The organism is Kocuria sp. KH4, from assembly GCF_053711175.1.
Map to the genome: position 1 here is coordinate 16436 of NZ_JBSJYX010000019.1, position 18671 is coordinate 35106.

Here is an 18671-nt window from a genome sequence, read left to right on the forward strand (position 1 = left end):
CCGCCGCCCACGCCGTCCCGGAGGACGCCGCAGGGGAGGACGCCGCGGCGGGCGCCGTGGACTGGGCGCGGCTGCGCGCGGCCGCCGTCGCCGCCCGCGAGCACGCCTACGTGCCGTACTCGCGCTTCCCCGTGGGCGCGGCCGCCCTGACCGAGGACGGGCGGGTGGTCTCCGGGTGCAACGTGGAGAACGCCTCCTACGGGCTGACCCTGTGCGCGGAGTGCGCCCTGGTCTCGGCGCTGCACATGTCCGGCGGCGGCCGGCTCGCCGCCTTCGTCTGCGTGGACGCCCACGGGGACGTCCTGATGCCCTGCGGGCGCTGCCGGCAGCTGCTGTACGAGCACCGCGCACCCGGCCTGCGGCTGCTCACCGTCTCCGGGGTGCGGACCATGGCGGAGGTCCTGCCCGACGCCTTCGGCCCCGAGCACCTCTGACGGGCCGCGGGCGCCTCCGACGAGGCCCCGGACGAGCCCCCGGCGGCTCGCCGCGCCGCCGCCCCGAAACCCCCTCCCGAAAGGACCCCTCCATGACCGAGCAGTTCGACGCCGTCGACGTCATCCGCACCAAGCGCGACGGCGAGGCGCTCTCGCCCGCCCAGATCGCCTGGGTGGTGGACGCCTACACCCGCGGGGTCGTGGCCGAGGAGCAGATGAGCGCGCTGGCCATGGCGATCTACCTGCGCGGCATGGACCGGGACGAGATCGCGGGCTGGACCCGGGCGATGATCGCCTCGGGGGAGCGGATGGACTTCTCGCGCCTCGTGCGCTCCGGGGCCCGCTCGGCGACCAGCGACAAGCACTCGACCGGCGGGGTGGGGGACAAGATCACGCTGCCGCTGGCGCCGCTCGTGGCGGTCTACGGGGTGGCCGTCCCGCAGCTGTCGGGCCGCGGCCTCGGCCACACCGGCGGCACCCTGGACAAGCTGGAGTCGATCCCCGGGTGGCGCGCCGCGCTGAGCAACGCGGAGATGATGGACCAGCTGCGCGACGTCGGCGCGGTGATCTGCGCCGCCGGCTCCGGCCTGGCCCCGGCCGACAAGAAGCTCTACGCGCTGCGCGACGTCACCGGCACGGTGGAGTCCATCCCGCTCATCGCGTCCTCCATCATGTCCAAGAAGATTGCCGAGGGCACCCAGTCCCTGGTGCTCGACGTCAAGGTCGGCTCCGGCGCGTTCATGAAGGACCTCGCGTCCGCCCGCGAGCTGGCCCGCACCATGGTGGACCTCGGCACGGACGCCGGCGTCACGACCACCGCGCTGCTCACCGACATGTCCACGCCCCTGGGCCTGGCGGTCGGCAACGCCGTGGAGGTCCAGGAGTCCGTGGACGTGCTCGCCGGAGGAGGCCCGGACGACGTCGTGGAACTCACCGTGGCGCTCGCCGCGGAGATGCTGGCCGCCTCCGGGATCCCGGACGCCGACCCCGCCCAGGCCCTCCGGGACGGCCGGGCGATGGACGTGTGGCGGGCCATGGTCTCCGCCCAGGGCGGGGACCCCGACGCCCCGCTGCCGCAGGCCCGGGAGTCCGAGACCGTCACGGCCGAGGCCGACGGGGTGCTCACCGAGCTCGACGCCTACAAGGTCGGGGTGGCCTCCTGGCGCCTCGGCGCGGGCCGGGCCCGCCGGGAGGACCCGGTCCAGGCCGGTGCCGGGGTCCTGCTGCACGCCAAGCCGGGCGACGCCGTCCGGGCGGGCCAGCCGCTGCTGACGCTGCGCACCGACACCCCCGAGCGCTTCGCCCGGGCCCGGGAGGCCCTGGAGGGCGCGGCCGTGGTCCGGCCCGCGGCCCCGGAGGACCGTCCGGCCCGCGGGGTGGTCCTCGAGACCGTGCGCTGAGACCGCCGGGAGGGGTCCCGGCGGTCCCGCCTATACTGCGGAGAGAACCAGCGCGAAACGAGAACCGAGGGCGTGCGCACGCGCTCAGAAGGGTGGGTCCAGTTGGGTCTGCGAGGCATCTTCCGGAAGAACAGCGGTGACGGCACGGCGCCGGAGACGGCCCCGGAGGGCCGTCCGGCCGCTCCGCCCGCCGGGCAGACCGGTCCCGGCGACGCCGAGGGGCTCGCGGGCGCACCCGTCGCCCCGGGGCGGGAGCACGCGGCGCACGGCGCCGGGGAGGCCCGCCCGGTGCCGCCGGAGGGCCCGCTGGCCCTCCTCGTGGAGCGGCTGACGTCCCGCGGCGCCGACCGCGCCGTGCTCACCCTGGTCCAGCGCGGCAACACCATGACGCACCAGACGGAGCAGTCCGTGGGGGACGTGGCCCCGTCCGTGGAGTCGGGCACCGTGGACCAGGACTCGCCGCTCTTCGACCCCGTCGCCGACCTCTACAGCGAGGCCATGTCCTCCCCGCGGGGCGCGTGGCAGAACGCCCGCATCGAGGTGGGCCCCGCGCAGGACGGGGTCCGACCCGTCGTGACGACCTACGGCTTCGCCGACGGGGCCGAGGACGTGCAGACCTGGCGGTCGGGCCGGCCGACCCCGCCGCCCCCGGCGAGCGCCGTGGGCACGGACGGCGACGAGCACTCCGGTGACCCGGGCGCCGCGGGCGCCCCGGTGCAGGAGCCGCGGCCCCAGGAGCGGTGGGCCGAGGATCCCGCGGCCCGTCCCGGGACCGGCGCCGCCGGGTCCGCGGGGCAGGACGACACGGCCCCGGACCGCCCGGCGCCCGCCGAGCCCGCTCCGGTGACCAGCGGCACGCCGGTGATCACCGAGGTCGACGGCCCCGCCGGCTCCTCCGCCGCACCGGCCGCGGCCGGACCGGCACCGGGGACCGTCCCCGGGACCGAGGACGCGCAGCGCGTCCCCGACCACGTCGACCACGAGGAGTGGCACGAGGACGTCGAGCCGCCGGCCCCCACCGGTGCCGGCGCCGCCGCTGCCGCCGCGGTCGCGGCCGGCACCTCGGCCGGGGAGGACCAGGACACCTCGGCGCCGGAGACCGCCGTCTCCACGGACGTCGCCCCGTCCTACCGCGCCCCCTCCGGGGCCACGGACCGTCCCTCGCAGGACGCCCTCGCCCAGGGGAACCTCGTGCTCAAGGAGGCCGACGTCCTGCGCCGGCTCGCGGCGGCCCAGCGGCGCCTGTTCGGCCCGGACGGCTCGGCCATGGACGTCTCCACCGTCCTGGTGCGGATCCGCGCCCTCGGCACCTACTACGACGCCCTCACGCACGTGCGCAAGAACGGCTTCTGGGACCAGCGCCGCACCTTCGACCTGATCCCCGAGGACCTGCTGCACGTGCAGGAGTTCAAGGACGAGTCCTACGTGGAGGGCACCGGCGCGCCGCTGGCCATGATGTTCCGCTTCCGCCCGGGCATCCCCCCGGAGGTGTCCTTCGACTACGCGGACGAGGAGGCCTTCGTGCGCTACGAGGAGCGGCTGCCCGCCCAGAACTACCTCGAGGAGCTGCGCATGTACCCGCGGACCGGGGCGAACATCCCGCAGCACATGAACGAGGCCCTGCAGGACTGGAACTACTGAGCCCGTGATGCTGACGTCCGCCGAACGCGGTCCGGCCCGGGTGCCGGACCGCGTGCTCCGCGACCTGCCCAAGGTCTGCCTGCACGACCACCTCGACGGCGCCCTGCGCCCGGCCACGGTGGTCGAGCTGGCCGCCGCCGCCGGGCACCGCCTGCCGGCCGAGGAGCCCGAGGCCCTCGGCCGGTGGATCCGCGCCAGCGCCGACTCCGGCTCGCTGGTGCGCTACCTGGAGACCTTCGAGCACACCGTAGCCGTGATGCAGACCCCCGAGGCGCTCGTGCGCTGCGCCCGGGAGTACGTCGAGGACCTCGTGGCCGACGGCGTCGTGCACGCCGAGGTCCGCTGGGCGCCCGAGCAGCACACCGCGGGCGGGCTGTCGATGGCCGAGGCCGTCGAGGCCGTGCGGCTGGGGCTCTCCGAGGGGGTGCTCGCCGCGGAGGACGCCGGGCACATCGTCTCCGTCTCCCAGATCCTGTGCGCCATGCGCCACGCCGACCGCTCCCTCGAGGTCGCCCGCCTGGTGGTCGACAACCGGGACCGCGGCGTCGTGGCCTTCGACCTCGCCGGGCCCGAGGACGGCTTCCCGCCGGTGCGCCACCGCGCGGCCCTCGAGCTGCTCGCGGACGAGCTCGTGCCCGTGACCCTGCACGCCGGGGAGGCGGCGGGCATCGGGTCCATCCGGGACGCGCTGGCCACGGGCCGCGCCCTGCGGCTGGGCCACGGGGTGCGCATCGCGGAGGACATCGAGATCGAGGAGGAGGACGGCGTCGCCGTCGTCACGCTCGGCCGCACCGCGGAGTGGGTGCGGGACCGAGGCATCGCGCTCGAGATCTGCCCCACGTCCAATCTGCAGACCGGCGCGGTGGCCGCCTTCGGCGACGCCCCCGAGCGGCACCCGGTGGACATGCTCTACCGCACGGGCTTCACCGTGACCATCTCCCCGGACAACCGGCTGATGAGCGGCACGTCGGTCACCGGGGAGCTCGCCGCCCTCGTGGCGCACTTCGGCTACGGGCTCGAGGACCTGGAGCAGCTGCAGCGCAACGCGGCGGCCGCCGCGTTCCTGCCGCTGGAGGACCGCAGCGCCCTGGAGGGGATCATCACGGAGGGCTTCGACGGGATGCACGGATGAGCCAGGGACACGGCACGGACGACGTCCCCGCAGGACTGGGCGTGCCCGAGCGCACCGCGCAGCGCTTCGCGGAGCTCGTGGCGGTCATGGACCGGCTGCGCTCCCCGGGCGGCTGCGCCTGGGACGGCCAGCAGACCCACGAGTCCCTCGTGCGCTATCTCGTGGAGGAGGCCTACGAGGTGGTCGAGGCCGTCGAGGCCGAGGGCGGCCCGGCGGCGCACGCCGCGCTGCTGGTCGAGGAGCTCGGCGACGTCCTGCTGCAGGTGGTCTTCCACGCGCGCGTCGCCCAGGAGCGCCCGCGCGCCGAGGGCGGGTTCGACGTCTCCGACGTGCTGGAGGCGATCACCGCCAAGCTGGTGCGCCGCCACCCGCACGTCTTCGGCCCCGGGGCGTCCGGGGACGTGGCGGGGGAGCAGACCCTCGAGCAGCTGCACTCCCGCTGGGAGGACCTCAAGAAGGCGGAGAAGCCGGAGCGGACCGGGCCCTTCGACGGCATCCCGCCGCACCTGCCCGCCCTGGCCCTGGCGGAGAAGACCCTCGCCCGGGCCCGCAAGCACGACCTCGAACCGCCGGCCCCCGACGGGGCGGAGGGCGCCGGCCCCCGCACCGAGGAGGAACTGGGGGAGGCCCTGTTCGCGCTCGTGCGCACCGCCTCCTCCCGCGGCCTGGACGCCGAGCGGGCCCTGCGCGGGGCCGCCCGGGCCTACGCCGCCGCGCGGGACGGCGGCTGAGGCCGACCCGGACCGCCGCCGGCAGGGACCGGGCCGCCACAAGTCGCTAGGCTGGATCCGGCAGGGGCGCCCGGCCGTGACGGGGACGTGCCCCGGCCGGTGCCCGGCACCGGTCTCCCGCCCGCCCCGCACGTCCCACGCCCGCACCACCGCCAGCACGAACGCCAGCACCAACGTCAGGAGCACCACATGGCCATGATCACCGCAGTGCACGCCCGTCAGATCCTCGACTCCCGCGGCAACCCGACCGTGGAGGTCGAGGTCCTCCTGGAGGACGGCAGCTACGGCCGCGCGGCCGTTCCCTCGGGCGCCTCGACCGGCGCCTTCGAGGCCGTCGAGCGCCGCGACGGCGACAAGAAGGTGTACCTCGGCAAGGGCGTCCTCGACGCCGTGAAGGCCGTGGACGAGGAGATCGCCGAGGCCGTGATCGGCCTCGACGCCACCGACCAGCGCCTGGTCGACCGGACCATGCTCGACCTCGACGGCACGGACAACAAGGGCGGCCTCGGCGCCAACGCGATCCTCGGCGTCTCCCTCGCCGTGGCCCGCGCGGCCGCGAACGCCTCCGACCTGGAGCTCTACAAGTACCTGGGCGGGCCCAACGCCCACGTCCTGCCGGTGCCGATGATGAACATCCTCAACGGCGGCTCCCACGCGGACTCCAACGTGGACATCCAGGAGTTCATGATCGCCCCGATCGGCGCCGCCACCTTCTCCGAGGCCCTGCGCACCGGTGTGGAGGTCTACCACTCCCTCAAGGCCGTGCTCAAGGAGCGCGGGCTGGCCACCGGCCTGGGCGACGAGGGCGGCTTCGCCCCGAACCTGGAGTCCAACCGCGCCGCCCTGGACCTGATCTCCGAGGCGATCGAGAAGGCCGGCTACACCGTGGGCACCGACGTGGCGCTCGCCCTGGACGTGGCCTCCTCCGAGTTCTTCGAGAACGGCTCGTACACCTTCGAGGGCAAGCAGCTGAGCTCCGCGGAGATGACCGCCTACTACGAGGAGCTCGTGCGGGACTACCCGATCGTCTCCATCGAGGACCCGCTGGACGAGGACGACTGGGAGGGCTGGCAGGCCCTGACCGCCTCCGTGGGCACCCAGGTGCAGATCGTCGGCGACGACCTGTTCGTCACCAACCCGGAGCGGCTCGGCCGCGGCATCGCGGAGGGCGCCGGCAACGCCCTGCTCGTGAAGGTCAACCAGATCGGCTCCCTGACGGAGACCTTCGACGCCATCTCCCTGGCCCAGCGGCACATGTTCCACTGCATGATCTCCCACCGCTCGGGCGAGACCGAGGACACCACGATCGCCGACATCGCGGTGGCCACCAACGCCGGGCAGATCAAGACCGGCGCGCCGGCCCGCTCCGAGCGCGTGGCCAAGTACAACCAGCTGCTGCGCATCGAGGAGGAGCTGGGCGACGCCGCACGCTACGCGGGGGCCTCGGCGTTCCCGCGCTACACCGCGAAGTGAGCCGCCGCGGCGGCCGGGCCGGCGGGTCCGGCCGCCGCGAGGGCGGTCCGTCCCCGGACGGCCGCCCGCCGAGCGCTAGACTGGTCCCCGTCCCCGCCCGTTCCCCGTGAGGTCCCCATGCCCGCTCCCCGTCCCCGCACCACCCGCCTGCTCGGCGGCCGGGACGCCGCGCCGGGGACCCGCGGACCGGGCGGCGGCTCCAGCGCCGTGGGAGCGCCCACCCCCGCCCGCACCTTCAGCGGCCGTTTCCTGCTCCTGACGCTCGTGACCGTGCTCATCGTCTTCCTGGCGGCCCCGACCACCAAGATCTGGCTCGAGCAGCGCGCCGAGATCGCGGCCCTCGAGCAGTCCATCGCCGACATGGAGGCCGAGCAGGCGTCCCTGCAGGACCGGGTGGACCAGTGGTCGGACGAGACCTACGTCAAGCAGCAGGCACGGGACCGGCTCCTCTACGTCATGCCGGGGGAGCGGTCCTACCTCGTGGTGGGCGCCGAGGAGATGGAGGGCGCCGTGGTGGACTCCTCGGCGGCCCAGGTGGAGGCCGAGAAGCCCGCCTGGGTGGACGCCCTCTGGCAGTCCGTGGTCGCCTCCGCCTACGAGGACGCCCCGGCCGCACCGGAGGCGCTGGGCACCGAGGACACGAGCGGGTCCGGCGACCCGGACCCCACCGACGGGGCCGGCGCCACCGGTGCCGCCGAGGACGCCGGCGGGGCCGAGGACGCCGGGACCCCCGTCCCGGCGGACGGCGCCGCCGAGGGGAGCCCCGCCCCGACGGGCGGGACCGACGAGCCGCAGGACGCGGCGACGGACAGCCGCGGCACGGCCGCGGAGTGAGGAACGGCGTGAACATCCAGCACGGACACGAACCCGGCGGGACGACAGGCGGGCCGCGCGCCCCGCGGGGGCTCGGGGTGACGGCCGGGACGGTCGAGCCCACGGACCTGGACCTGCAGGTCCTCTCCCGCCAGCTCGGGCGCCCGGTCCGCGACGTCGTCGAGATCCCGGCGCGCTGCACCTGCGGCAACCCGCTCGTGGCGGCCACGGCGCCGCGCCTGGCCAACGGGACGCCGTTCCCCACCGTGTTCTACCTGGCCCACCCGGTGATCACGGCCGCGGTGTCCCGGCTGGAGGCCGGCGGACTGATGTACGCGATGTCCGACCGGATCGTGCAGGACGAGGAGCTCGCCGCCGCCCACCGCGCCGCGCACGAGGACTACCTCGCCGAGCGGGCCCGGATCGGGGACCGGGCGGGCACCGGTCCCGTCCCCGAGATCGAGGGCATCTCCGCCGGGGGCATGCCCGTGCGCGTCAAGTGCCTGCACGTGCTCGCCGGCCACGCCCTGGCGGCCGGCCGCGGCGTGAACGTGCTCGGCGACGAGACCCTGGACGCGATCGCCGAGTGGTGGACCCCCGGGACCTGCCGCTGCGACCCGGCCTGGCGCGAGGCCTGACCCCCCCTTCCGGGTCCGCTCCCGCGGCCCGGCCCTTCCCCCGCCCCCACCACCCCGAGGACGACCCATGCGCGTAGGCGCCATCGACTGCGGCACCAACTCCATCCGCCTGCTCATCGCCGACACCCGGGAGGAGGACGGCCGCACGGTCCTCGACGACCTGGTGCGGGAGATGCGCGTGGTCCGGCTGGGCCAGGGCGTGGACGCCACCGGCTGGCTGGCGGAGGCGGCCCTGGAGCGCACCTTCGCGGCCGCCGACGACTACGCCCGGCTCCTGGCGGAGCACGGCGTGGAGCAGCTGCGCTTCGTCGCCACGAGCGCCACCCGGGACGCCGGCAACCGGGACGTCTTCCTCGCCGGGATCCGCGAGCGGCTGGGCGTGAGCCCCGAGGTGATCACCGGGGACGAGGAGGCGGAGCTGTCCTTCCTCGGCGCGTCCGCGGCCGTGCCCGGGGCCGACCCGCGAGACCGGGTGCTCGTGGTCGACCTCGGCGGGGGCTCCACCGAGTTCGTGCTCGGCAACTCCCGGGGCGTGCGCGCCGAGCGCAGCGTGGACATCGGCTGCGTCCGGCTCACCGAGCGCCACCTCGGCGCCAACCCGCCCACGCCGGAGCAGCAGGCGGCCGTCCTGCGCGACGTCGACCACGCCGTGGACGTGGTCGAGCAGAGCGTGCCCCTGGCCGAGGCCACCCACCTGGTGGGGGTGGCCGGCACGATCACGACCGTCACCGCGCACGCGCTGGGGCTGCCCGGCTACGACCCCGAGGCGATCGACGGGGCCGAGCTCACGGCCGAGCGGATCGACCGGTCCTGCCGGGAGCTCACGGCCATGACCCGCCGGGAGCGGGCCGCCCTGCCCTACATGCACGAGGGGCGGGTCGACGTCATCGGCGGCGGAGCCCTCGTGTGGCGCCGGATCGTGGAGCGCGTCGGGGCCGCCACCGGCGGCCGGGTGCGCACGGCGATCGCCAGCGAGCACGATATTTTGGACGGGATCGCCCTGTCCCAGACCGGCTGACCGCCCCGACCCGGAAGGACCCATGGCCTCCACCCCCGCCCGCCCTGCGCGCCCGCGCGTGCCCGCGCGGTGGACGGCCGCGGCGGCGGCGTGCGCCGTGGCCGGCACCGCGGTGGCCGGGCCGGCCCATGCCCGGCCGCCCGCCCCGGCCCCCAGCATCCCGATCGAGGACCCCGTCACCCCGGCGCCCGGCGAGACCCCCGCTCCGGACACCTCCCGGATCGCCGAGGACGGGATCCGCCCCCTGCAGTACTGGCTGGACGAGTACGGGGTGCGCGAGGCCTGGAAGGAGTCGACGGGCGAGGGCGCACGGATCGCGGTCATCGACACCGGGGTGGACGGCTCCCACCAGGACCTGGAGGGCGCCGTCGTCGGCGGCACCGACGTCTCGGGCGGGGGCGCCGCCGACGGCCAGGAGGGCCTCGGCACGGAGCCCGAGCACGGGACCCTCGTGGCCTCCGTGGCCGCGGGCCGGGGCCACGCGGCCCCGGGCGGGCGCGACGACGCCGGACCGGGCCGCCCCGCCGGGGTGGTCGGCGTGGCCCCCGACGCCGAGGTGCTCGCCGTGTCCACGTGGCTGGGCGGCGAGACCGCGGAGGTCCGCAGCGTGGACGAGCAGCTCCCGGACGCCGTCCGGTGGGCCGTGGACCAGGGCGCGGACGTCATCAACATGTCCGTGGGCTCCAACACCACCTCCTGGCCCGAGAGCTGGGACGAGGCGTTCCTCTACGCCGAGGAGAAGGACGTGCTGATCGTCGCCTCCGCCGGCAACCGGGGCTCCGGGCTCGTCCAGGTGGGCGCCCCGGCCACCATCCCCGGCGTGCTCACGGTGGGCGGCGTCGGCCGCACCGGGGAGGCGAGCTGGGAGTCCTCCTCGCAGGGCATCTCCATCGCCGTCGCCGGTCCCTCCGAGGACATGGTGGGCGCCATCCCGGGGGACCGCTACGCCTCCTGGGCGGGGACCTCCGCGTCCGCGCCCGTGGTCGCGGGCACCGCCGCGCTGATCCGGGCGAAGTGGCCGGAGATGAGCTCCGCCCAGGTCGCCAACCGGATCATCTCCACCGCCCGGGACACCGGGGCCCCGGGCAAGGACCCGCTCTACGGCTACGGGGTGCTCGACGTCGAGGCCGCGCTGACCGAGGACGTTCCCGAGGTGGAGGCGAACCCGCTGGGCAGCATGCAGCAGTGGGTGCGGGTCCACCGGCGCAGCGCCGGGTCGAGTCCGGGCGCCACCCCGTCCGCGAGCTCCGCGCCCGCCACCGAGGAGGTCGAGGCCGAGGTCGCCCCGCCCGCACCGGTCGCCCCGATCGACGAGACCGGTCTGCTGCCCGTGGTGGTGCTCACAGGGTTCGGGCTGCTGGTGCTGGGGCTGACCGCCGGCGCCGTGGTGCACATCCGCCGCATCGTGCGCGAGGACGCGGACGGCGGGGCCTGAGCCGGTGCCGCACGCCCGGCCGGACACGGGGCGGGGCGTCCCGCCGGGGGACCGGGGCGGACAGCTTTCTGAGTAGACTCGGGGGCATGTCTTTCACTCAACTGGCCAAGGATCGTCCGCGCCTTCTGATCGTCGGCGGCGGCTACGTCGGCTTCACGGTGGCGCAGGAGCTGCAGAAGCGGATCAAGGAGTCCGGCGGGGTCGTGACCGTCGTCGACCCCAACCCGTACATGACCTACCTGCCCTTCCTCCCGGAGGTGGCCGCCGGCAACATCGAGGGGCGCCACGCCGTCGTCCCGCACCGTCAGCACCTGCGCGACTGCGAGCTCGTCGGCGGTCGCGTGATCGGCGTCGACCACGCCAACCGCACCGCGACCGTCCAGGGCGTCGACGAGGGCGAGACCTTCGAGCTGGCCTACGACGAGATCGTGGTCTCCGGCGGGTCCGTCACCCGTGCCTTCCCGATCGAGGGCCTCGCCGAGAACGGCATCGGCCTGAAGTCCGTCGAGGAGGCCGTCGCGCTGCGCGACTGGGTCCTCGAGCGCATCGAGTTCGCGTCCCTGACCTCCGACGAGGACGAGCGCCGCCGCGCGCTGACCTTCGTCGTGGTCGGCGGCGGGTACGCCGGCACGGAGGGCCTCGCCGAGATCGAGGACATGGCCCGCACCGCCGTGGAGCGCAACGAGCGCCTGCAGCCCTCCGACCTGCGCTTCGTGCTGATCGAGGCCATGGGCCGGATCATGCCGGAGGTCTCCGAGGAGCGGGCCGAGAAGGTCGTGGCCCACCTGCGCAGCCGCGGCATCGAGGTGCTGCTCAACACCTCCCTCGACTCCGCCGTGGACAAGCACCTGAAGCTGATCAACATGCAGGACAAGTCCCCGGCCGGCGAGATCGACACGGACACCCTCGTGTGGACCGCCGGCGTGCAGGCCAACCCCCTGGTGAAGAACACCGACTTCCCGCTGGACCAGCGCGGCCGCGTGCGCGCCGGGGCCGACCTGCGGATCACCGGCGACGACGGGCCCCTCGAGGGCGCCTGGGCCGCCGGCGACGTCGCGGCCGTCCCCGACCTGACCGGCGGCGGCGTCGGCGGCTTCTGCGTGCCGAACGCCCAGCACGCCGTGCGCCAGGCCCACGTCCTGGCGAAGAACGTCCTGGCCGCCCGTGCGGGCAAGCCGCTGGAGGACTACTACCACGAGAACCTCGGCGCGGTCGCCGGCCTGGGCCTGTACAAGGGCGTGGCCAGCATCAAGAACCTGCCGGGCATCAAGGGCAACGGCATCGAGTTCTCCGGCTTCCCGGCCTGGATGATGCACCGCCTCTACCACGGCTATGCGATCCCCACCGTGGAGCGCAAGGTGCGGGTGTTCTCCGAGTACGTGCTCAACGCCGTGTTCGGCCGCGACACCGCGCCGATCCGGCACGCGCGCGAGCCCCGGCTGAACTTCCAGGAGGCCACCGGCACCGCCCCGGCCGCCAGCAAGGCCAGCCTCTGAACACCGTCGTCCCACCCGCTCGACCCCGCCCCGGCACCGGCCGGCGGCGGGGTCGAGCCGTTCCCGGGCCCCTCGGCCGGCGGCGGGGTGGTCCGCAATGCGCACGCCTGCTGGTGGGGGCCCGCCGCGCTCCCTAGGCTGGCTCGACCGCAGGACACCGTCCCGCGGCCAGCGCACGCGACGAAGGGTGCACCCCCATGAACCACCACGTCTCCGTCCTCGTCCAGGTCGACCGGCAGAGCGCCGCCGTGCGCCTGGTCGTCGGCGGATGCCTGACCGAGCACAACCACCAGGCCGTGCGCCCGCTCGTCCTCCGGGCGCGCACGCTGATGCCCCCGGCGAGCGTCACGGTGGACCTGACCTGCGCCGAGCACGTGGAGGCCGCCGCGGTGGACCTGCTGCGCTGGGCCCTCGACGAGGACGCCATGCTGGAGCGGATCGGGCGGGTCGATCTCCTGCTCCCGGATCCGCTGCCCGAGCACCGGACCGCGCCGTCCGGCGGACGCGGCGGCCGGGACGCGGTGCCCGGGCTCGCCGCCTGAGCGGAGGGCTTCCGCCGAGAAGGACGTGCGCGAGCCGGGTGCCGGCCGAGCTGGTCACCCGGCAGCAGGGCCACGTCGAGCTCGAGCGCCTGCTCCAGCGGGCCGGCGCACGTCGGCGCGACACCGCCCGGCACGTCGAGCACGTCGCGGTCGTGCGCCAGGGTGAGCCCGGGGCCGCGCGCTCCTCGCGCGGCGGAGCGGGGCGCGCCGGGAACGGCCCGCCGGCCGGTTCAGGCGGCGAGCCATCCGGGAGCCCGCAGATGGTGGGTCATTCGTGCGGGCGCGTCCGGGTGTTCCGGCAGGACGCCGGACAGCAGCAGCTCCACCGGGCTCGTCCCCTCCAGCGTGGGATCGTCGTCGAGCGCTGAGCGCAGCTGCTCGACCGCATTCCTCTCGACGTGCTCGGCGGCGGTGAGGTCCACGCTGACCGTCACCGGCGGGATCAGGGTCCGGGCGCGGCGGACGAGCGGGTGCAGGGCGTGCTGATTGGCCTCGGTCAGGCACCCGGTCACCAGCAGCCGCACGTAGCGGCCCTCGAGGTCCACCTGGACGAGGACAGAGAGCTTGTGGTCCATGGGAGCATCCTTCTTCGCATGCATTCCGACGGCCGCCTGCTGGACCGTTGCCCAGCCTAGACAGGATGTGCCGGACGTCACAAGAAGCCTGTCCACAAAACGCCGGACAAGCTCCTGGCGCTGCGGCGACCGGCGCACACGGGCGGTCGGGACCGGTCGGACGCGCAGTGCCGGACCGCGGCGGCATGCCGCCGCGGTCCGGCGTCCCGGGGCCGTCCGCCGGTGCCCGTCCCGGCCCGAGCGCCGGCGACTAGGCTCGAGGCAGGTCGGCGGTTCCCCGGGCGCCGCGGCGGCCCGACGATGCGCCCGCGGCACTGCATCGTCCTCGGGAGCCCGGACGACGGTGGGCGGAGCCGGGCGCGCGACGAGAGGGGACGGCGATGCCGACGACGACGGTGGGGATCATGGCCGACCCGGGACTGCCGGAGAAGGTCGCGCGACGGGTCGCGGAGGACCTGCCCGGGGTGCTGTCGGCCCGCTCCGGCCCGGCCGTCGCCTGGACGGTGGAGGTCAGCCGGGAGACGCTGCCCCTGACGGAGGAGGGCAACATCCCGCTGCTGGCCCGGGCGGGACAGCTGCGGGAGCGTCACGGCTGGGACGTCGTCGTCTACCTGACGGACCTGCCCCGCTCCCACGGCGGGGCCCCGATGCTGTGCGAGCTCGGTACCGAGGCCGCCGCGGCCCTCGTCTCCCTGCCCGCCCTGGGCGTCGACCACTTCTCGCACAAGACGCGCCGGCTGCTGGGGGCGCTGGTCGACGCGCTGCAGCAGGGCACCGCCCAGTGCCCCTCCGCCCCGGAGGTCGTGGAGGCGCTCGGGCACGGGCAGGTCCGCTGCATGCCGCCGGACGGTCCCGGGGACGCCTCCTACATCGTGCTGCCCGGGAGGGTGAACCGGGTGCGGCTGCTGGCCGGCATGGTGCTGAGCAACCGCCCCGGACGGCTCCTCCCGGCGCTGTCCAGCTGCGTGGCCGCGGCGGCGGCCACCGGCGCCTTCGGCATCTTCTACGCCTCCATCTGGAACATGTCCGACGTCCTGCACCCGGCGCGGCTGGCGATGATCAGCGTGGTGGTCACGGCGGCGCTCAGCGGGTGGCTCATCGTGCACAACAACCTGTGGAGCCGCAGGAGGGACCCCGACGCGCCCTGGCAGGTCAGGTCGGACAACGCCTCCACCGTCCTCACCGTGTGGCTGAGCGTGGCGATGATGTACACGGTGCTCTGGACGCTGCTGTTCGGCGTGTCCCTGGCGGTGATCGCGGCCGGCTACCTCGAGAGCCAGCTCGGCCACCCGGTCACCGTCCTCGACTACGCACACCTGTCCTGGCTGGCCGCGTCCCTGGGCACCCTGGCCGGTGCCCTGGGCTCGAACTTCGACAGCGACGACGCCATCCGCGAGGCCACCTACAGCCGGCGGGAACACCAGCGGCGGCAGCTCGCGGACACCTACGACGGCTGAGACCGGAGCACGTCCGCGGCGCCGCGGGCGGCATGGATCTCCCGGGCGTCGAGCTCCACGGTGATCTCCTGGCACCGCTCCAGGGTCAGGGGGTGCGCCCCGCCCGGGACGGTGAGGTACTCCTGCTCGAGCTGGCGGGAGACCTTGCTGTGGAGCACGTGCAGCTCCGCCGCCGCCAGCTCGGTCAGATCCGCCGGGAACGCCGCCTCCGGCGGGAGGTAGGTGCTCGGCGCCGGGTCGCCCGGCGCACGGCCGTCGTCCCCGCCGTCGCTCATGCTGCGCGCCGGATGCCGGCGGCGCGCCCGGGACCGGGCGCCCCGGGGCGGCGCTGCGCCGGGGACGTCCGGGCGGTGGGTTCGAGAGGTGGGTGGGGCACGGCGGCAGCCTCCTGCGGGGTCGACGACGACGCGGCCGGCTGCTCGACCACCGTCGAAGGATACTCGATCCCGCCGGGTGGCGCCGCTCCGTCCGGCCGCGAGCCGGGGTAGGGTGGTGCGGCGCCCAGGAGGGCGTCACCGGCCCCCATAGCCCAATCGGCAGAGGCAGCGGACTTAAAATCCGCTCAGTGTCAGTTCGAGTCTGACTGGGGGCACTGGAGTCCGGGGACCGGGCTCGACGCATGAGTCGCATCGTGTACCTCCCGGACGGTCACCGCACCATTTGTGAACAGGAACGCTTGCCCGGGGGAGGGCAGTGCACCGGTGGTGTCTCGGCATCCAGGACGAGCCGGTCGGTCCGGCACGACCCGGCACGGGGAGGAAGAGGACAGCAGCACCGCAGCCTCCGGTCCACACCGACGCAGTCGGTGGGTGCGCGCGCCAGATCCCGGATCGCCGGACAGCTCGGTCAGTGGGTGCGTTCGTGGGCGTCCAGAGCCTGCAGGTAGCGCCAGCTGCGTCGGGCGCGAAGCACGGGGACCACGGCGATCAGCATCAGCAGGGCGGCGGTCACCGCCCACCAGCTCTCCGGGCGGACGAACCAGATGCCGATGATCCCTCCAACGGCGCCCCCGGTCAGCACCGCTGTCTCCAACTGTCCGCACGCCAGCGCGCCGGCGGCGGTCCGGGCGGACGGGTCCTCGGGGACGCGGCCCGAGCCTGCGGTGTATCCGATCCACCGCCGCAGGACCCTCTGGTCGGCGTGCTGATCGAGCCGCGGCCGCCGCGCCCGGGCACGATGCTGCACGACCAGAGCGAGTCCCATCAGCAGGGCCGGGGCGAACGGGATCCATCCGCCGCGCGCGTCCCCGGCGCCGTCCGGCTCCCAGTACGTCAGCAACGGCAGGCCCACCGTCAGGACCGCGGCCGCCGGCACCGTGTGGAGGAGGACCCGGCCGGGGGTGGGCACGGGGACGTTCCGGTGCGGCGGGACGTCGGAGGTCGCGGGGTGTGCGGGGTCGTCCATGCTCGAACGCTACCGATGACGGGACCGCGTTGGCGAAGCACATGAGGGGTAGTGACGGCGATGCGGTGACCGTGCCACGATACGAGCACGGGGAGGGGGCTGCCATGCTGAGAAGAGGTCGCAGGCCACTCGACGTCCTGGGACTGGTCCGTGACAGCACGGGTCGGCGGGGTGCTCGACGGTGAACGCGAGGGCACCGCGGCGCCGGTCACGACCGGAGACGGAGGCGCACGCGCGGAAGTTCTGGTTGGCGGCTGCGCTGCTGGGCTACCTGGCCGGCGTCGTGCTGATCGTGATGCTCGTCATGTCGTGGGACCGCTCGGGGTGGGCGATCGTCGTGCTGGTCATCCTTCTCGTCGGGGCCGGCGTGACGTGGTGGCAGCAGAGGCGCCGGCGCCGAGAACCGGTGGAGCCGCGGTGAGGAGCGGGCTCCGCCGGTTGCTTCTTCTCGTGGCGGGGGTGCTCTTCGTCCACGGGACGCTGGTCGCCTCGGACGGCAGCGGGACCGGCGTGGTGCTCCTCCTCGGGGCTGTGCTGATCCTCTCGGGCCTGGTCCTCGACCGCCGCAGCACGCGCGGTGGCCGCCAATAGGCGTGCGAGCGCCACGACGAGGGGGAGCAACGCGATGAGACCACTGCGGTATTCGATCAACATCACGCTCGACGGCTGCTGCCACCACGAGGCGGGTCTCCCGCCGGACGAGGAGTCGATGCGCTACTGGACCGCTGAGATGGAGCGAGCCGATGCCCTGCTCCTCGGCCGGGTGACCTACGAGATGATGGAGTCGGCGTGGCGGAGGCCCGCCACGGGCACGTGGCCCGACTGGATGGACGAGTGGGAGATCCCGTTCGCCGAGGCCATCGACCGGGCGAAGAAGTACGTCGTGTCGAGCACGCTGAGCAAGGTCGACTGGAATGCCGAGCTGGTGCGGGGCGACCTGGGACCAGAGGTCCAGCGGCTCAAGCAGGAGCCGGGCGAGGGCCTGTGGGTGGGCGGCGTGACGCTCCCCCGGGCATTGGCGGACCTGGGACTCATCGACGAGTACGAGTTCGTCGTGCAGCCGGTCCTGGCCGGGCACGGGCCGACGCTGCTCGCCGGTCTGCGCGAGCGCACCCAGCTCGAGCTCGTGGACCGCCACGAGTTCCGGTCGGGGGCGGTCGCCCTGCGCTACCGGCCCCCGCGAGTCGCGCCGTGACGTGACGCGTCCCGGCGCGCCGGCCGCTCCCCTCACGACGCGAGGACGGCTCGGGACCTCGTTGCCCCGCGCCGGGGCCCAGCTGCCGGCCTGCCGTCCCGGCGCGTCGGTGCGTGGCCGGCGCAGGGAGCAGGTCAGGACTCGGGCCGGTCCTGTCCGGTGCGGGCCGTCGCGCGGGCTCCGGCGACGTCGATGCCCAGCGACGCCGCCACGGCCAGAGCGGCCATCCACCGTCGCGGGTGCTTCGCTCCGAGCCGGACGACGCCGCGCTCGAGGGCGGCGTCGATCCGCAGCGAGGCCGCCTGGCCCACGGCACAGGCCACGCCCAGGGCCAGTGGCACCGTCACGCGCACCGTCACGGGATGGCGCTGGGGAAACGGGCGGGCGGCCTCACCTGCGGCCTCCGGCGCCGGCACGTCCCCGGCGGCGGCTGCTGCCGCGTGCCGGTCGGCGAGCCTGCTCAGGTAGAAGGAGCTGCCGCCGGCGAGCAGCACGCTGGGCACCACGACGTAGGCCCAGCGCACCCGGGGCGACCACCCGGACGGCGAGACGAGGACGAAGGCGCCGGTGGCCGCGGCCCCGGTCGCGGAGAGCAGGAGCTGGTTCATGACCCCACGCTACCCAGTGCCGCGGCGCAGCGGGTCGTCAGCCGGTGCGCCCGGCGGTGGTCCCGGTCCAGCTCGGGGATCCGGGCCCTCAGCCGGCCGGGGACCCACTGCTCGGCATCCCGGTCCGGGGCTCGCGCCAGCATCGCCTCGCGGGTTTCCCGGGAGGCGAGAAGACGCCCGGCTGGGTGGAAAGCTCCTCGACCATTCGGTGCACCCTGCGTGAATGCTCGTGGGCGATCGTCTCGTGCATCCCGACGTCGGAGGCCCGGGCTCGGTCATGGGGCACCCCCCGGTGGCGCCGCCGTCCACCCGGCCGTCGATGGAGCGGCGGTGGTGTGCCGACCTGCTCCCGCTGCGCAGCAGCCCTCCGGTGCCGGACGGGCACCTCCCGGGTTCGACTCAGGTGCGGCACAGGAGCCGGTGGCAGGCTCGGGGACCATGAGCACTCCGACGACGCGCAGCCCGTACGAGAAGGCCACGGCGGCCCGCACGACCACCCGCGCGGGCCTGGCCCTGCTGACCACCGTCCTGTTCTGCGCGGCCGTCTACTTCGCCGAGATCGAGTTCATCACCGCCGCCCTGCTGACCGGGGTCGCCGGCATCGCCGTCGACCTGCGGCAGACGGAGCAGCTGGCGCGGGTGAGGGCGACGCCCTAGCTCGGACGGAAGAGTTTCCGGC

At 74.9% G+C, this 18671-nt stretch carries 21 protein-coding genes and 1 tRNA gene; 18 read left to right on the plus strand and 4 right to left on the minus strand.

What is annotated here, in order from left to right; all coding sequences use genetic code 11:
* Positions 1 to 56: 56 nt before the first annotated feature.
* From ACWCOM_RS13400 to ACWCOM_RS13455, 12 genes are all read left to right on the plus strand, one after another.
* On the plus strand, positions 57 to 434 hold the full coding sequence (locus tag ACWCOM_RS13400; protein WP_454549295.1) for a cytidine deaminase: 378 nt from the start codon (positions 57 to 59) through the stop codon (positions 432 to 434).
* A gap of 92 nt (positions 435 to 526) precedes the next feature.
* Entirely contained in the window at positions 527 to 1834 is a 1308-nt protein-coding gene (locus ACWCOM_RS13405) for a thymidine phosphorylase (protein ID WP_454549239.1), read from the plus strand.
* Between the two features lie 72 nt (positions 1835 to 1906).
* Positions 1907 to 3475 carry a hypothetical protein gene (locus tag ACWCOM_RS13410; RefSeq protein WP_454549240.1) on the plus strand — a complete coding sequence of 523 codons (1569 nt, stop codon included), beginning with the start codon at positions 1907 to 1909 and terminating at the stop codon, positions 3473 to 3475.
* A 7-nt stretch (positions 3476 to 3482) separates the two neighbouring features.
* Positions 3483 to 4607: an adenosine deaminase gene (locus ACWCOM_RS13415; protein WP_454549296.1), complete on the plus strand. Its 1125-nt coding sequence runs from the start codon at positions 3483 to 3485 to the stop codon at positions 4605 to 4607.
* Complete coding sequence (locus ACWCOM_RS13420) at positions 4604 to 5338, plus strand: MazG nucleotide pyrophosphohydrolase domain-containing protein (RefSeq protein ID WP_454549241.1); 735 nt, start codon at positions 4604 to 4606, stop codon at positions 5336 to 5338. The genes ACWCOM_RS13415 and ACWCOM_RS13420 overlap by 4 nt, the downstream gene beginning before the upstream one ends.
* 189 nt (positions 5339 to 5527) lie before the next feature.
* Positions 5528 to 6811, plus strand: a complete 1284-nt coding sequence (eno, locus tag ACWCOM_RS13425) for a phosphopyruvate hydratase (RefSeq protein WP_454549242.1) — start codon at positions 5528 to 5530, stop codon at positions 6809 to 6811.
* 117 nt (positions 6812 to 6928) lie between these two features.
* Entirely contained in the window at positions 6929 to 7645 is a 717-nt protein-coding gene (locus tag ACWCOM_RS13430; protein ID WP_454549243.1) for an FtsB family cell division protein, read from the plus strand.
* Between the two features lie 8 nt (positions 7646 to 7653).
* Positions 7654 to 8262 (plus strand): DUF501 domain-containing protein, encoded by a 609-nt coding sequence (locus ACWCOM_RS13435; RefSeq protein ID WP_454549244.1) that lies wholly within the window; start codon positions 7654 to 7656, stop codon positions 8260 to 8262.
* 67 nt (positions 8263 to 8329) lie between these two features.
* A complete protein-coding gene (locus ACWCOM_RS13440) occupies positions 8330 to 9280 on the plus strand; it encodes a Ppx/GppA phosphatase family protein (protein ID WP_454549245.1) in 951 nt (316 codons plus the stop codon).
* Between the two features lie 22 nt (positions 9281 to 9302).
* Positions 9303 to 10715 (plus strand): S8 family serine peptidase, encoded by a 1413-nt coding sequence (locus ACWCOM_RS13445; protein WP_454549246.1) that lies wholly within the window; start codon positions 9303 to 9305, stop codon positions 10713 to 10715.
* A gap of 86 nt (positions 10716 to 10801) precedes the next feature.
* A complete protein-coding gene (locus tag ACWCOM_RS13450; RefSeq protein ID WP_454549247.1) occupies positions 10802 to 12211 on the plus strand; it encodes an NAD(P)/FAD-dependent oxidoreductase in 1410 nt (469 codons plus the stop codon).
* A 197-nt stretch (positions 12212 to 12408) separates the two neighbouring features.
* Positions 12409 to 12753, plus strand: coding sequence for a hypothetical protein (locus ACWCOM_RS13455; protein ID WP_454549248.1), 345 nt, complete (start codon positions 12409 to 12411; stop codon positions 12751 to 12753).
* Positions 12754 to 12983: 230 nt separating this feature from the next.
* On the opposite strand, the gene ACWCOM_RS13460 is transcribed toward ACWCOM_RS13455, so the two are convergent.
* Positions 12984 to 13328, minus strand: coding sequence for a hypothetical protein (locus tag ACWCOM_RS13460; protein ID WP_454549249.1), 345 nt, complete (start codon positions 13326 to 13328; stop codon positions 12984 to 12986).
* 380 nt (positions 13329 to 13708) lie between these two features.
* Here ACWCOM_RS13460 and ACWCOM_RS13465 point away from each other — a divergent pair, with 380 nt between their 5' ends.
* On the plus strand, positions 13709 to 14785 hold the full coding sequence (locus tag ACWCOM_RS13465; protein WP_454549250.1) for a hypothetical protein: 1077 nt from the start codon (positions 13709 to 13711) through the stop codon (positions 14783 to 14785).
* On the opposite strand, the gene ACWCOM_RS13470 is transcribed toward ACWCOM_RS13465, so the two are convergent.
* Positions 14773 to 15060 carry a hypothetical protein gene (locus ACWCOM_RS13470; RefSeq protein WP_454549251.1) on the minus strand — a complete coding sequence of 96 codons (288 nt, stop codon included), beginning with the start codon at positions 15058 to 15060 and terminating at the stop codon, positions 14773 to 14775. The genes ACWCOM_RS13465 and ACWCOM_RS13470 overlap by 13 nt on opposite strands.
* A gap of 243 nt (positions 15061 to 15303) precedes the next feature.
* Between ACWCOM_RS13470 and ACWCOM_RS13475 the strand changes: the two genes are divergently transcribed.
* A tRNA-Leu gene (locus ACWCOM_RS13475) sits at positions 15304 to 15377 on the plus strand.
* A 254-nt stretch (positions 15378 to 15631) separates the two neighbouring features.
* Here the strand turns inward: ACWCOM_RS13475 and ACWCOM_RS13480 are convergent.
* Positions 15632 to 16189, minus strand: a complete 558-nt coding sequence (locus ACWCOM_RS13480; RefSeq protein ID WP_454549252.1) for a hypothetical protein — start codon at positions 16187 to 16189, stop codon at positions 15632 to 15634.
* Between the two features lie 247 nt (positions 16190 to 16436).
* On the opposite strand from ACWCOM_RS13480, the gene ACWCOM_RS13485 reads away from it, so the two are divergent.
* The 3 genes from ACWCOM_RS13485 to ACWCOM_RS13495 are packed head-to-tail and all read left to right on the plus strand — an operon-like array spanning position 16437 to position 17384.
* A complete protein-coding gene (locus tag ACWCOM_RS13485; RefSeq protein ID WP_454549253.1) occupies positions 16437 to 16610 on the plus strand; it encodes a hypothetical protein in 174 nt (57 codons plus the stop codon).
* Complete coding sequence (locus ACWCOM_RS13490; RefSeq protein ID WP_454549254.1) at positions 16607 to 16780, plus strand: hypothetical protein; 174 nt, start codon at positions 16607 to 16609, stop codon at positions 16778 to 16780. Before ACWCOM_RS13485 ends, ACWCOM_RS13490 begins: the two co-directional genes overlap by 4 nt.
* 34 nt (positions 16781 to 16814) lie before the next feature.
* Positions 16815 to 17384: a dihydrofolate reductase family protein gene (locus ACWCOM_RS13495; RefSeq protein WP_454549255.1), complete on the plus strand. Its 570-nt coding sequence runs from the start codon at positions 16815 to 16817 to the stop codon at positions 17382 to 17384.
* 134 nt (positions 17385 to 17518) lie between these two features.
* Here the strand turns inward: ACWCOM_RS13495 and ACWCOM_RS13500 are convergent, their stop codons facing one another.
* A complete protein-coding gene (locus ACWCOM_RS13500) occupies positions 17519 to 17992 on the minus strand; it encodes a hypothetical protein (RefSeq protein ID WP_454549256.1) in 474 nt (157 codons plus the stop codon).
* A gap of 438 nt (positions 17993 to 18430) precedes the next feature.
* Between ACWCOM_RS13500 and ACWCOM_RS13505 the strand changes: the two genes are divergently transcribed.
* Positions 18431 to 18649 (plus strand): hypothetical protein, encoded by a 219-nt coding sequence (locus tag ACWCOM_RS13505; protein WP_454549257.1) that lies wholly within the window; start codon positions 18431 to 18433, stop codon positions 18647 to 18649.
* Positions 18650 to 18671: the final 22 nt, after the last annotated feature.